Raw genomic sequence first — 13,714 nt, forward strand, 5'->3', positions numbered from 1 at the left:
ATGATTAAAGTTAGTCCATTAACTCAAAAGAAAATTCGTCACTTTAAAGAGATCAAACGAGGCTATTGGTCGTTTGTTGCTCTTTCTATTATGTTGATCCTTTCTCTATTCGCCGAACTTTTGATCAACAGTAAAGCGCTAGTCGTCAAGTACGATGGTAGCTACTATTTTCCTGTTGTCAGTGACGTACGTTTAGGTAGCGAATTCGGCCAAGAGTCATCCAGTGAAGCCGATTATCGTGTACTGCAAAAAGCGTTTGAGGCTGAAGGGGGCGACAACTTTGTTATTTTGCCGCTTGTGCCGTGGAACCCATACGAACAAGATTTTAGTGGTGATTTCCCGCCAACAGCGCCTAGTGCCGAAAATAAGCATTATTTAGGTACAGATGTGATAGGTCGCGATATTTTGGCGCGACTCGTCTACGGATTCAGAACGGCGATGGGATTTGCGTTGCTTACGATGGCCATTTCCTACGCGATCGGTACTGCAGTCGGTTGTGCTATGGGTTTTTGGGGCGGTAAATTTGACTTGTTTGTACAGCGACTTATCGAAATCTGGTCAATGGTCCCGTTTTTGTACGTCATTATGATTCTTGTCTCAATCGTTCAGCCGACGTTCGCTCTCTTTGTCGCTATTAACGTGCTTTTCACTTGGATGGGGATGACATGGTACATGCGGACCATGACCTATAAAGAAGCGGCACGAGAATATGTAATGGCGGCTCGTGCTTTAGGGGCATCGACCGGACGTATCTTGTTTAATCACATCTTGCCAAATACGATGGTGATGATTGTAACCCTAGCGCCTTTCACTATTGCAGCTAACATCACAGCACTGACTGCTCTCGATTACCTAGGATTAGGCTTGATGCCACCAACGCCAAGTTGGGGTGAACTACTGCAACAAGGTAAGTCAAACTTAGATTCGCCATGGATTGTTGCGTCAGTAGTGACTTCTATTGTTCTGGTTCTGGTAATGGTGACCTTTATTGGTGAAGCCATTCGAGCGGCTTTCGACCCGAAAAAATTCACACGCTATGTTTAAGCGAGCATTGTGAGCAAAACATAAAAAGGGAAGTTTTATGAAGAAATTATTTTTAGCGTCCACGCTGAGCGCCCTGAGTTTTGGTGCAATGTCAGCAACGCTTCCGACTGACTTAAACTGGCAAACAAACTGGGATGAGCCTCAATATGGTTCGCCAGAAGCGAAACGTGGAGGGACTTATCGCACCTTTATGTCAAGTTTCCCGCAGACGTTACGTAGTGTTGGCCCAGACGCTAATGCAGGGCTACGTTCTTTTATCTTAGATGAAACACCAGGCTTGGTGGTCCGCCACCCAGATACTTTAGAGTTTATCCCTGAGCTTGCTAACGAGTGGGCGTTAGCAGGTGACAACAAAACGGTCTATTTCAAACTCAACCCTGAAGCCAAATGGTCGGACGGCAAACCTGTGACTGCCGACGATTTCGTGTTCATGCTGAAGTTTTATCGTTCCAAGGACATCTTGGAGCCTTGGTACAACGATTACTACAACAAAACGATTGCGGATGTTATCAAGTACGACACTCACACGTTTGCTGTTAAGGCGGCGAAAGAGTTTAATCCGGAAGAGTTGCTGTTACGAATGGGGGCCCTGCGCCCACGTCCCGCACATTTTTATGCTAACCCTTCAAAAGATGAAAATGGTGACGGTATACATGACAACTTTGTCCGCTACTACAATTTTAAAAGTGAACCAACGACCAGTGCATACTACCTAGATGACATTAAAAAAGGTAAAAGTGTTACCTTCAAACATGTCGGTGAAGACTGGTGGGGCTACAGCAATAAGTATTATCAACATCGTTATAATGTCGACAAAATCCGCATCACAGTGATTCGCGACAGTGATATCGCGATGAAGCACTTTGAGAAAGGGAAGCTGGACGCATTTGGTCTTGTTTTACCAAGCTTATGGCATGATAAATCGAATACGGAACCTTACCAAAAGGGATACATTCAAAAGTTCTGGGGTTACAACCAATTCCCAGTTGGGGCTGGTGGTGTATGGATGAACACCGCGATGCCTTTGCTGGATGATTTAAACATTCGCAAGGGCATTACTTACGCGATTGACTTTGATGGCATGATAGAGAATGTCATGCGTGGCGACTACTCCCGTAAACCGAACCCGACCGGTTATGGTCATGGTAAATACACCCTACCAGATGCTAAGGCACCGAAGTTTGATCCCGCAAAAGCGGCCGAGGCATTCGAAGCCGCAGGCTTTAACAAAATTGGTTCTGATGGTATTCGTGTTAATGATAAAGGTGAGCGCTTAAGCTTCGAGCTGACCTACGGAACACCTGTTCATACTCCTCGTATTGCATTTTTGCGTGAGCAAGCCAAGCTAGCAGGGCTGGATATTGAGCTCAAGTTAGTTGATGGCTCATCCATGTTCAAATACGTACGTGAGAAAAAGCACGATTTGGCTTTCTTAGATATGGGTACGTCTGAGATCCCAACGTATTGGGAGTACTTCCATTCAGTCAATGCGAACAAGCCGCAAACTAACTCTTTCACAAACTACAGCACGCCTGAACTGGATGAAAAGATCATCGAGTATCGTTTTGGCATGGATATGGATAAAAAGATCCAGCTAGGTCATGAGATTCAGCGTGACATCATTGATGCTCACGTTATCGTCCCAGGCTACATGGTTCCTTATGTCCGCTATGGTCACTGGCGCTGGTTAAAGTTTCCAGATAAGCCAATGAATCGCATGACAGAGGCGCTGTTCAGTGGTGCAATCATAGGCGATGGCACTTACTGGATTGATAGTGATATCAAAAAAGAAACGAAACAAGCGATGAAGTCAGGCAAAGCTTTTGAACCTGTTGTTGTCGTAGATGACACTTATAAGCTGTAAGGATTGGTTATGGAAAACGATGTAATCCTAAGTGTTAAAGATCTCGAAGTTGAATTTACCACCGATGATGGGCCAGTGAAGGTTCTGCATGGTGTGAACTTTGATGTGAGAGCTGGACGTACACTCGGTCTGGTAGGAGAGTCAGGTAGTGGTAAGAGCGTAACCTCAATGTCGATCATGGGGCTATTACCTAAGCCATATGGCAACATTATCAAAGGTGAAGTGAATTATCGCGGCACCAACCTAGTTGATTTGCCTGCGGAAGAGATGTACGCCATGCGTGGCGATCGCATTTCGATCATCTTCCAAGACCCGATGACGGCGCTCAACCCAGTGCACACCATTGGTCGTCAAATATGTGAAGTGCTTGAGCTCCATCGACCTGAGCTCGACAAAAAGGAGCGGGAGGCGTACTCGATTGAAATGCTGGCAAAAGTAAAAATTCCAATGCCAGAGAAGCGATTGAATGAGTATCCCCATAACCTATCTGGTGGTATGCGCCAGCGTGTCATGATCGCGATGGCATTGGCCTGTAAGCCGGATATTCTGATTTGTGATGAACCGACTACAGCGTTGGATGTTACGGTTCAGGCGTCTATCCTTGAACTGATGAACGAGCTTCAGGAAGAAACGGGCATGGCGATGATCTTCATCACTCACGATCTCGGGGTTGTGGCAGAAGTGTGTGATGATGTTGCCGTGATGTATGGCGGACGTATTGTCGAAAAAGCAGAAATTTTTGAGTTGTTTGATAACCCGCAGCACCCATACACAGAGCGTTTAATGGGATTGATGCCGAGCTTAGATAATGAGCCGAAGCAGATGATCGATATCAAGCCTATTGATGCCAGTATGTTTGCCAGTTAACTGGGCAAAGTGAACCAGTCATAAAAGAGGATGTTATGGCAAAAGAAGTATTAAGAATTGAAAATCTTAAGCAGCACTTTGTTTCTGGTAAAGGGCTGTTCAAGAAAGGCTACACCATCAAAGCGGTAGACGGGGTTTCACTGTCTGTTTCTGAAGGTGAAACACTGGGGCTAGTTGGTGAGTCAGGTTGTGGTAAAAGCACCCTTGGTCGCACGATCTTAAAGTTATACGAGCCAACAGAAGGTAAGATTTTCTTTGAAGGTAAAGACATCACTAAATTGTCTGTGAAAGAGATGCGATCGCTGCGTAAAGACATGCAAATCGTCTTTCAAGACCCAATGGAGTCACTCAATCAGCGTCATACCATCGGTATGATTCTGGAAGAACCGTTTGTTATTCATAAAATTGGCACGCCAACAGAGCGTAAACAATGGGTAAAAGAGCTTTTAATCAAAGTGGGATTACCAGAAACGGCAGTAAACCGTTATCCACATGAATTTTCAGGCGGGCAACGGCAGCGTATCGGTATCGCTCGCGCGATTGCATTGAAGCCTAAACTGCTGATTTGTGATGAATCGGTATCTGCGTTAGATGTGTCGGTACAGGCGCAAATCTTGAACCTATTGCTACAACTGCAACAAGAAATGAACTTGGCGATCATATTTATCTCTCACGATCTCTCGGTGGTGAAACATGTTTCTGACAAAGTTGCCGTGATGTATTTTGGCAAAGTGGTAGAAGCAGGCAGTGCTAAAGAAATTTATGCAAACCCGCAAAACGAATACACCAAAAAACTCCTATCTGCGATTCCGATCACTCACCCTAAATATCGGAAGAAAAAGCGCGTAGCTGAAAAAAAGCAGCAAGTGGCGTAAGTGATGCCACAGGTCCTATAACACAAAAGCGCTCCGCCAAATAAGCGGAGCGTTTTTATAAGCAAATGCCAGGACTTGGAGTCGATTTACACTGATGTTTATTCTGATTGATTGAAGATCGTTGCATGCTAAACTCAAGGCCTATTTTCTTTGTTTGGATAATGGACCATGCCGTCGAATTTACCGAAATCCTTTAGTCGACCTTTCCTGAGAATCTTCCATATTTTGGAGGCGGTATTATTAGTCTCTATTACCTTGGCGACGTTGTACGCCATGATGCAAGAGTTTGTGCACGTATTTGTAGAGAAGCGTGTCTTACTCACAGATATTCTGTTGATGTTTATCTATCTGGAAGTGCTCGCCATGGTGCAGCAGTTCGTGATGAACGGTAAAATTCCGGTACGCTATCCTATCTACATCGCGATGATGGCGATCGCCCGCTATATCACTCTCGGAATGAAAGAGCTGGATGCGGTTTTGGTTGTGTGGTTATCTCTGGCTGCGTTTATTTTGGCTGCGGCTACTTTGCTGATCAGAATTGGACACCATTATTGGCCCTACGTTGATAACAGAACCTTGGAAAAAGATGAGTAAAAGAAAGCCCCGCACTAGCGGGGCTTTTTTGTTTCAATACTCGATGACTTTTAGATCATTCAATGTTTTGGATCTGCTCACGCATCTGTTCAATTAGAACTTTCAGTTCAACGCCCGATGCGGTGATGTCGGTGCTGATGGATTTCGACGCTAGCGTGTTTGATTCACGGTTGAACTCTTGCATCATAAAATCTAGACGGCGACCCACTGCGCCACCTTTTTTCAGAATGTTTGTGGTTTCTTTTACGTGAGAGTCCAAGCGATCGAGCTCTTCAGCAACATCCGATTTTTGCGCTAGCAAAATCAACTCTTGCTCGATACGAGATGGATCCAGTTCCACTTTAGCGTCTTCGAACTTCGAGAATAGTCGCTCACGTTGCCATTCTAAAATTTCTGGCATGCGGGCACGCACTTTTACGACTTCTGCAGAGATGGCGTCTAAACGCTGTTCAATCAGCGCTTTCATGTTCTCGCCTTCACGAGCGCGCGCTTCAATAAATTCATCCATTGCGCCATCAAACGCTTCTAGTAGCACTTTATTTACTGCATCCATGTCTTGCTCTGGCGTTTCCATTACCCCCGGCCATTGCATGACTTGAAATGGATTGATTCGGCTCAGTTCACCAGTCATGTGCATGACTTGTTCAGCGGCTTTAATTACCTGGCTAGCAAGCGCTTCATTGATGCTAAGCTCACCTTTTGCGGCAGGGTTTGCTTCAAAACGCAGATTACATTCTACTTTGCCTCGCGCTAAGCGCTTACGAAAGCGCTCACGTAAAACGGGCTCTAACCCGCGAAATTGCTCTGGCATGCGGAAGTATGTTTCTAAATAACGCTGGTTCACGCTGCGGATTTCCCATACCGCAGAACCCCAATCGCCTTTTACTTCTTTGCGTGCATACGCTGTCATACTGTAAATCATCGAATTTTCCTGTCTTCATTTTTTGAAAATTACTTCAAGAGTGTATCACGCTGCGTCGATAGGTGCGCGGGATGTATGGATTGTTTATGTTGTGCCAGCGGCGTAACCTATGAATCCGGAATCGATTCCGTTATAATCTTCGCCCAACCAAATCGTCTTCTCCTCATATTTAAGGTAGATGCCCATGCGTCCAAACGATCGCAAGGCGGATCAAGTTCGCCCTATCAAAATTACTCGTAACTACACAGCTTACGCTGAAGGGTCAGTGCTAGTTGAGTTCGGTAACACCAAAGTGTTGTGTAATGCGACCGTCGAAGAATCTGTGCCACGTTGGCTAAAAGGTCAAGGTAAAGGCTGGGTTACAGCTGAATACGGCATGCTACCTCGAGCAACACATTCGCGTACTCGTCGTGAAGCGGCAAGTGGCAAACAAGGCGGCCGTACGATGGAAATTCAGCGTCTTATCGCGCGAAGCCTACGCGCTGTTGTCGACCTAAAAGCCATGGGTGAGTTCATGATCACCGTTGACTGTGACGTTATCCAAGCTGACGGTGGTACGCGTACTGCATCCATCAGCGGCGCAAGTGTTGCAATGGCCGATGCATTCCAACACCTAGTAGATAGCGGCAAGCTAAAAGCAAACCCAATGAAAGGCCACGTAGCGGCAGTTTCAGTTGGTTTGCTAGGTGATGATGTTCTGTGTGACCTTGAATACGTTGAAGATTCAGCGGCAGACACAGACATGAACGTGGTAATGACAGAAGAAGGCAAGATGATTGAAATTCAGGGCACCGCAGAAGGTGAACCGTTCAGTCACGAACAGCTGATGGCATTGCTCGAGTCGGCGAAAGTCGGCATTACGGAAATTGTCGCAGCGCAGAAGGCGGCGTTAGCCAATTGATTTAGATAGCTCCCATTATGGGGGCTATTTTTTTATCTCGACAATAGAGAAATGAATGATTGTCGAGAAGAGACACAAGAAACCAAGGACATAGAGAGAAAATAATGAAAGCATACCAGCGTGAATTTATTGAGTTTGCACTTGAGAAAGAAGTTCTTAAGTTTGGTGAGTTTACTTTGAAATCTGGCCGTAAAAGCCCGTACTTCTTTAACGCTGGTCTTTTCAATACTGGTCGTGACCTAGCGCGTCTTGGTCGTTTTTACGCAGCCGCGCTCGCTGATTCTGGCATTGAGTTTGATGTACTGTTTGGCCCGGCGTACAAAGGTATCCCAATCGCGACGACAACAGCAGTCGCGCTGGCGGATCACCACGATATCGACACGCCTTACTGCTTCAACCGTAAAGAAGCGAAAGATCACGGCGAAGGCGGTAACCTTGTAGGCTCTGCGCTTGAAGGTCGAATCATGCTAGTGGATGACGTAATCACAGCAGGTACTGCGATTCGTGAATCGATGGAAATCATCAAGGCGAATGGTGCAGACCTTGCTGGTGTGTTGGTTGCGATTGACCGCCAAGAAAAAGGCAAAGGTGAATTGTCTGCGATCCAAGAAGTGGAGCGTGACTTTGGTTGTGCAATCATCTCGATCGTTAGCCTGACTGACCTTGTGACTTTCCTTGAAGAGAAAGGCACAGACAAAGAGCATCTAGAAGCAGTCAAAGCATACCGCGCAGAATACGGCATTTAATTGGTTACTTTTTCTGAAAAAGTAAAAAGGGCAGATGGATATTCATCTGCCCTTTTTTGTTTTTGGATTCATCGCCTTGACCACTTACTTATAGCGAATGCCTTTCTCGACATGCTCATCTTGCATGGTTTTATAGCGTTTATGGAGCCACATCCATTGCTCTGGAGCGCGTAGAATGACTTCTTCCACATACTTGTTCATATAAGCGGCAGCGGCGACTTCGTCTTTTTGTGGATAATCGGCTTCAATGCACTTATCGGCGATGATGTCGTATTTCCCTTCGTCATTGCGAAACCCTGAGCCTGGGATGATCGCACATTTTGAGGTATACGCCAGAATGCTCGTGCCTGTTGTCGTACACGCATTGTCTACGGCAAAGAAGGGCACAAATACTGATTTTTTGCGACCGTAATCGTGATCCGGTAAATAGAACAGACGCTCACCGCTGCGTAAAACACGAATCATCTTTTTTACATCTTTACGATCAATCAGTTTATTGCCGTTATGTGTCCGTCCCCAATACTGGATAAAGTTATAAGCAGGATTATTATGTGGACGAAACGCGCCGTACCCGGCCACGCCTAACACGGCGAAAGCACGCGCAGTGATCTCTAGATTTAGAGCATGGACACAACAAAGTAGGACGCCTTTACCTTCTTTGGCTTTTTCACGCAGTGCGCCGAGATCTTTCTCGACGATCAGGTTTTTAAAGCGCCAAGTCGGCCAGAACCAAGTGATTCCGGTTTCTATCAGTGCCATACCAGTATTTTTGAAGTTCTCTTCAACAATATGTTGAATCTCTTCAGGTGTTTTGTCTGGAAAGGCCAATTCTAAGTTACGCTGAGCAACGTGGACACGCTTTTTACCGTAGCGCATGCCAAGTTTACCGAGTGAACGACCTAATGAAAGCAGCAGCCGATAAGGAAGAATATTGACGAGGATGGCCAACAGACCAAAACCAAGCCATACGCCCCAGTTACGAGGGTGAAGAAGTGAAAGAGAAAACTCGGGCTGCGTGTATTTGTCTTTACTCATAGTCTTTTACTTTATTTGTGCACTCAAAAGCGCCCAGTACTCGTCAAAGTTTGCAGTCGGCTGGTATTTAAAGTCGCTACGCACAAAGCGGTTTAGGCTCCCCTCAACTTGTCCCAGAATTTGCGCGGCTAGGATGCGCTCTTCGACAGGGAAAGACTTCCCTTCACGAATCTTACGTTCACGCAGGATTTGGCGCAATTGTGTTTCTATACGCTCAAAGAGTTGATTGATGCGTTCACGTAGACGTTCATTTTCAAACATTAGAGCATGACCCGACAAAATGCGTGTCAGACCTGGGTTACGTTCAGAGAACGCCAAAATAAGGTGCATCACCATACGAATACGCTCTAGTGTATCTTTTTCGTCGTCTAGAATACGGTTGATACGTGTCATCAAGGCTTCTTCAATGAACTCAATCAACCCTTCGAACATGCGCGCTTTACTTGGGAAATGACGATACAGCGCGGCTTCTGAAACGCCGACTTGCTTGGCCAGTTTTGCCGTAGTAATGCGTGAAGCGCCATCTGTTGATTCAAGCATTTCTGCCAATGCTTGTAAGATCTCTTCACGACGGTTGGATTTTTTACTGCCGGCCATTAGTTACTTCCTTTCAAAATAAAAGTTGAGCGGAGGGGATTATAAGACGCTATTTCGCCTCAAACTAGACCACTAAGGGTGGAATGGGAGATTTAACACCCTTAGTTGTCATTTTTGTACCAAATTTATGCCAGCTTTTGTAAAAAATTGGCAGGGTTTTCAAACGTTAGTTACATCAATTGATGCATTTTTTCGAGAATTTTAAAGCTCAATGCTTCTTTTGATTCTAAAGCGAGCGCAAGTTCACCTTCAGGCCAGTAAAGGGTAATTGCGTTGTCGTTGCTGTTAAATCCTTGCCCTGCAACCGAAACGTCGTTTGCACAGATCATATCGAGGTTTTTCTTTGTTAACTTGCCTCGAGCATAGGTCTCTACATCATTGGTTTCAGCCGCAAAACCGACGGTAAACGGACGCTTCTCCGTCATTGCTGCCACAGATGCAACAATATCAGGATTTTTAACCATATTAATGACCATTTCGTCGTTGTCTTCTGTCTTTTTCAACTTTTGAGACGCGATCGTTTGTGGGCGGTAGTCGGCAACGGCAGCGCAGCTAATAAAGGCATCATGCTGGTTTGCATGTGTCATAACGGCTTCGTGCATCTCTTGTGCACTGGAAACATTTATGCGCTCAACACCTACGGGCGTATTTAAACTGACAGGACCGCTCACGAGGGTGACTTTTGCTCCCATCTGCGCTGCGGCGCTCGCCAATGCATAGCCCATTTTCCCGGAGCTATGGTTTGTAATGTAACGCACTGGATCAATCGCTTCGCGAGTTGGTCCGGCGGTAATGAGTATCGACTTACCTTCTAGCAATTTTGGTTGAAAGAACTGTTCACATAGATGTACTAGCTGCATTGGTTCCAGCATTCGACCTGGTCCTACATCACCACAGGCTTGCTCTCCTGCCGCAGGGCCCCAGATGTGCATACCACGACGCGCTAACGTAGCGATGTTCTCTTGGGTTGCGATATTGCGATACATCTGTTGATTCATCGCAGGAGAAACAGCAACAGGGGAATCCGTCGCGAGCACGAGCGTGGTAAGTAAATCGTTCCCCATGCCTGCGGACATGCGCGCGATTAAGTCCGCGGTCGCTGGCGCTAATAGCACTAAATCTGCCCATTTGGCCAATTCAATATGGCCCATAGAGGCTTCCGCTGCTGGGTCTAGTAAACTGTCCGAGACAGGACGGCCCGAAACGGCTTGCATGGTTAAAGGGGTAATGAACTCTTTTGCGGCTTTCGTCATTACAACTTGAACTTGCGCTCCTCTCTCTATGAGGCGACGGGTTAGCTCCGCACATTTATACGCGGCAATACCGCCACTGATGCCGAGTAGAATTTTCTTTCCTGCTAGTGTTTGCATGTAAGATCTCCAATTTGATGACCGGATTTTAACACAATTCAAAGTCTGACCGCCCGAGCATATATAACGAGAAGATAATTCACATCAAACTCCAGAGTATTAATCTGACCGAGGAAGGGAAAATTCTCGCCTACCTCACAGACAAGTTGCGCGGAGTTTGCAAGTCTGAAAAGAAAAAGAGGTAGTGGAAACCATGGTGTTGAAAAGTCGAAACAAATTGCTGCTGATAACCCTAATTCCGCTGTTGTTGATCACTACGTTGATCTCAGTGGTGTATTACATCAACAGCAGTAAAAGTTTGGAAGCGGAGCTAGCAAGAGACAGGCAAGAGCTCATCGAAACGAAAAAGAAAGAGTTACAAGCCTACATGATGATGGGCGTTACGGCGATAAAACCGTTATACGACGCGGATGTAAATGGAAGTAATAAAGAGGCAGCAAAAGAAATTCTGAAAGCCATGCGCTTTGAAAGCGATGGTTACTTTTTTGCCTACGACTCTCAAGGTGTGAATACGTTGCACGCCATCAAACCTGCATTAGAGGGTAAAAACCTTTACGACTTAAAAGATGAAAATGGGGTCGCAGTTATTGCGGGCTTGATTGACGCTTCTCAAAAAGGGGATGGGTTCCTCTATTTCTCGTGGCACAAACCGACCATTGACGCACAAGCGCCTAAGTTGGGCTATGCAGAATATCTATCGAAATGGGACTGGGTTTTAGGTACTGGCGTTTATATTGATGACATCGACCAGCAAGTTGCGATGCACAGAGAGTTAAAGACTCAAGAGCTAAAAGAGCATACGTTATCTGCCGTGTTGATTTCCGTTATTGGATTGATCATTACCAGTGTTCTCACCAGTATCGTGGTGTCTAAAGGCATTCAGCCATTACAACATGTCGCGGCTTCATTAAAAGATGTTGCCGCAGGCGGCGGTGACTTAACGGCTCGTTTAAAAGTCGAAAGTCAGGATGAAGTCGGTGAAGTGGCGGCCGCGTTTAATGAGTTTATGGATAAGCTGCACCCACTGATGCAGGACATTCATCGCTCTGCGACGACAGTACAGACCGTTTCTCAAAGCCTGAACACTCAGACCAGCCAAGCGAGCGGTCAAATGCAGGATCACTGTTTAGAGACGGACAAAGTCGTGACGGCAGTGACGCAAATGAGCATGACTGCCAAAGAAGTAGCCAGCAATACTAATGCGACCGCGCAGGCAATTGACGATGCCAACAGTCAAGTCACCGCCGCTCAGCATGAGGTCGAGCAAGCAATAGAAGGCATTACCGAACTCGTGACGGAGATAGACAGCACGTCAGATGCAATTTCTGAGTTGAGTTTACAGACCGAAAAAATAACCAAAGTGCTGGATGTGATTGGCGAGATAGCCGAGCAAACGAATTTGTTGGCCCTAAATGCGGCGATTGAAGCGGCTAGAGCCGGTGAGCAAGGTCGAGGGTTTGCCGTCGTTGCGGATGAAGTGCGCTCGTTAGCCAGTCGTACGCAAAATAGTACTCATGAAATTGGCGACATGCTCAAGCAGCTACAAAATGGTGTATCAAGAGCGGTCAGTACGATGTCGGTGAGCCAAAAACGAGGTGTCAAAACGGCGGAAGAATCTGCGCTCATTCAGCAATCTCTTTCTGGTGTTCATCATTCTATCGGAACAATTCGAGATATGGGTATTCAAACCGCGTCTGCCGCAGAAGAACAAAGCGCGGTTGCAGAAGACATCAACCAAAACTTAGTGGCTATTCAACAGATCGTGAACAACATTAATGAGACGTTGCAGCATGCCGAGTCAATCAGCACGCAGCTATCACAGTCTGGAACGGAAATTCACGGCTTGGTTGGCAACTTTAAACTCTGATGAACTGTTAAGTTGCATGGAAAGCACTGATGGTACGAAGAAAGCGAAAGTCATACTCGACTTTCGCTTTTTGTTTTGTGGAATAGGGACACTTTCCATATAAAGAGACATCAGATGATACTGAAAGCTTTGCCAAATGAGTCCATGCCCAGAGAGAAGCTACTGCAACGAGGGCCGCAAGCTTTGACCGATGCCGAACTGCTGGCCATCTTCTTGCGCACAGGCACCCGCGGAATGAACGTGATTGAGCTTGCAGACTTCCTTATTCAAGACTTTGGTTCGCTCAGACAACTATTTTCAGCATCAGAAGAAGAGTTTTGTCGTCACAAAGGATTAGGGCAAGCCAAGTATGTTCAATTGCAAGCGGTACTAGAAATGACACAACGTTACTTGGCGGAGACGCTAAAGCGTGGTGATGCCTTAACCAGTCCCGACCAAACTAAGTTATATCTGTCTTCTATTTTAAGGGATCGGCAAAGAGAGGCTTTTTATATTCTTTTTCTCGATAACCAGCACCGAGTGATAAAAGATGAAATTTTATTTGAAGGAACGTTGGATGCAGCGTCGGTGTATCCGAGAGAAGTCGTCAAGCGTGCTCTGCATCATAACGCGGCGGCTTTGATTTTGGCGCACAATCATCCTTCAGGCGTCGCTGAGCCGAGCCAAGCTGACAGAAGGATTACAAGGCGTCTCATCGACGCATTAGCATTGGTGGATATTCGTATTTTGGACCATTTCGTCATCGGAGATGGGGAAAGTGTCTCTTTTGCTGAAAGAGGCTGGATATAACTGTGCGTTTTTTAGGTTGTTAGTTGCTAAAAATCTGCTATCATCCACGCCACTAAATTTTTAACTGAATTCAGCTTGGACTGCTAAAAAAATCTGCTGTCTAAAAAAAGATCACGAAAACCTGTAAAAAGGATCTGTTCGGGTCTTGAGCAATGCATATCAAGTTAGTATAATGCGCGACCTTTGATAGCCTTGTATGGATTTTCCATAGCGGTTCTTAACCTCTAACTTCTTTTCGAGAGA

Annotated in this window: 13 protein-coding genes; 9 read left to right on the forward strand and 4 right to left on the reverse strand. The window is 45.9% G+C overall.

Translation table 11 applies throughout. The features are described from left to right. The 5 genes from N646_RS11740 to N646_RS11760 all read left to right on the forward strand — a co-directional run bounded on the left by N646_RS11740 (nt 1) and on the right by N646_RS11760 (nt 5,244). Nucleotides 1-1,044, forward strand: a complete 1,044-nt coding sequence (locus N646_RS11740) for an ABC transporter permease (protein ID WP_005379369.1) — start codon at nt 1-3, stop codon at nt 1,042-1,044. A gap of 37 nt (nt 1,045-1,081) precedes the next feature. Then, nucleotides 1,082-2,908, forward strand: coding sequence for an extracellular solute-binding protein (locus N646_RS11745; RefSeq protein ID WP_017634997.1), 1,827 nt, complete (start codon nt 1,082-1,084; stop codon nt 2,906-2,908). A 9-nt stretch (nt 2,909-2,917) separates the two neighbouring features. Then, entirely contained in the window at nt 2,918-3,775 is an 858-nt protein-coding gene (locus N646_RS11750) for an ABC transporter ATP-binding protein (protein ID WP_005379371.1), read from the forward strand. A gap of 35 nt (nt 3,776-3,810) precedes the next feature. After that, nucleotides 3,811-4,650, forward strand: coding sequence for an ABC transporter ATP-binding protein (locus tag N646_RS11755; RefSeq protein WP_005379372.1), 840 nt, complete (start codon nt 3,811-3,813; stop codon nt 4,648-4,650). Between the two features lie 168 nt (nt 4,651-4,818). Beyond that, entirely contained in the window at nt 4,819-5,244 is a 426-nt protein-coding gene (locus tag N646_RS11760; RefSeq protein WP_017820704.1) for a phosphate-starvation-inducible protein PsiE, read from the forward strand. Nucleotides 5,245-5,299: 55 nt separating this feature from the next. On the opposite strand, the gene N646_RS11765 is transcribed toward N646_RS11760, so the two are convergent. Further along, complete coding sequence (locus N646_RS11765; protein WP_005395766.1) at nt 5,300-6,166, reverse strand: YicC/YloC family endoribonuclease; 867 nt, start codon at nt 6,164-6,166, stop codon at nt 5,300-5,302. Nucleotides 6,167-6,350: 184 nt separating this feature from the next. Between N646_RS11765 and rph the strand changes: the two genes are divergently transcribed. Both rph and pyrE read left to right on the forward strand, forming a co-directional pair. Beyond that, entirely contained in the window at nt 6,351-7,067 is a 717-nt protein-coding gene (gene rph, locus N646_RS11770; RefSeq protein ID WP_017634994.1) for a ribonuclease PH, read from the forward strand. Nucleotides 7,068-7,171: 104 nt separating this feature from the next. Beyond that, entirely contained in the window at nt 7,172-7,813 is a 642-nt protein-coding gene (pyrE, locus tag N646_RS11775) for an orotate phosphoribosyltransferase (protein ID WP_017634993.1), read from the forward strand. 84 nt (nt 7,814-7,897) lie between these two features. Here the strand turns inward: pyrE and N646_RS11780 are convergent, their stop codons facing one another. The 3 genes from N646_RS11780 to coaBC form a co-directional block, all read right to left on the reverse strand. Continuing rightward, nucleotides 7,898-8,848 carry a Kdo(2)-lipid IV(A) acyltransferase gene (locus tag N646_RS11780; RefSeq protein WP_017634992.1) on the reverse strand — a complete coding sequence of 317 codons (951 nt, stop codon included), beginning with the start codon at nt 8,846-8,848 and terminating at the stop codon, nt 7,898-7,900. 6 nt (nt 8,849-8,854) lie between these two features. Next, on the reverse strand, nt 8,855-9,445 hold the full coding sequence (gene slmA, locus N646_RS11785; protein WP_005379386.1) for a nucleoid occlusion factor SlmA: 591 nt from the start codon (nt 9,443-9,445) through the stop codon (nt 8,855-8,857). Between the two features lie 170 nt (nt 9,446-9,615). After that, nucleotides 9,616-10,815: a bifunctional phosphopantothenoylcysteine decarboxylase/phosphopantothenate--cysteine ligase CoaBC gene (gene coaBC, locus N646_RS11790; RefSeq protein WP_017820705.1), complete on the reverse strand. Its 1,200-nt coding sequence runs from the start codon at nt 10,813-10,815 to the stop codon at nt 9,616-9,618. A 193-nt stretch (nt 10,816-11,008) separates the two neighbouring features. Here coaBC and N646_RS11795 point away from each other — a divergent pair, with 193 nt between their 5' ends. After that, nucleotides 11,009-12,682 (forward strand): methyl-accepting chemotaxis protein, encoded by a 1,674-nt coding sequence (locus N646_RS11795; protein WP_017820706.1) that lies wholly within the window; start codon nt 11,009-11,011, stop codon nt 12,680-12,682. 114 nt (nt 12,683-12,796) lie between these two features. Then, on the forward strand, nt 12,797-13,471 hold the full coding sequence (gene radC / locus N646_RS11800) for a RadC family protein (protein ID WP_017820707.1): 675 nt from the start codon (nt 12,797-12,799) through the stop codon (nt 13,469-13,471). Nucleotides 13,472-13,714: the final 243 nt, after the last annotated feature.

The organism is Vibrio alginolyticus NBRC 15630 = ATCC 17749, from assembly GCF_000354175.2.
Classification (GTDB): Bacteria; Pseudomonadota; Gammaproteobacteria; order Enterobacterales; family Vibrionaceae; genus Vibrio; species Vibrio alginolyticus.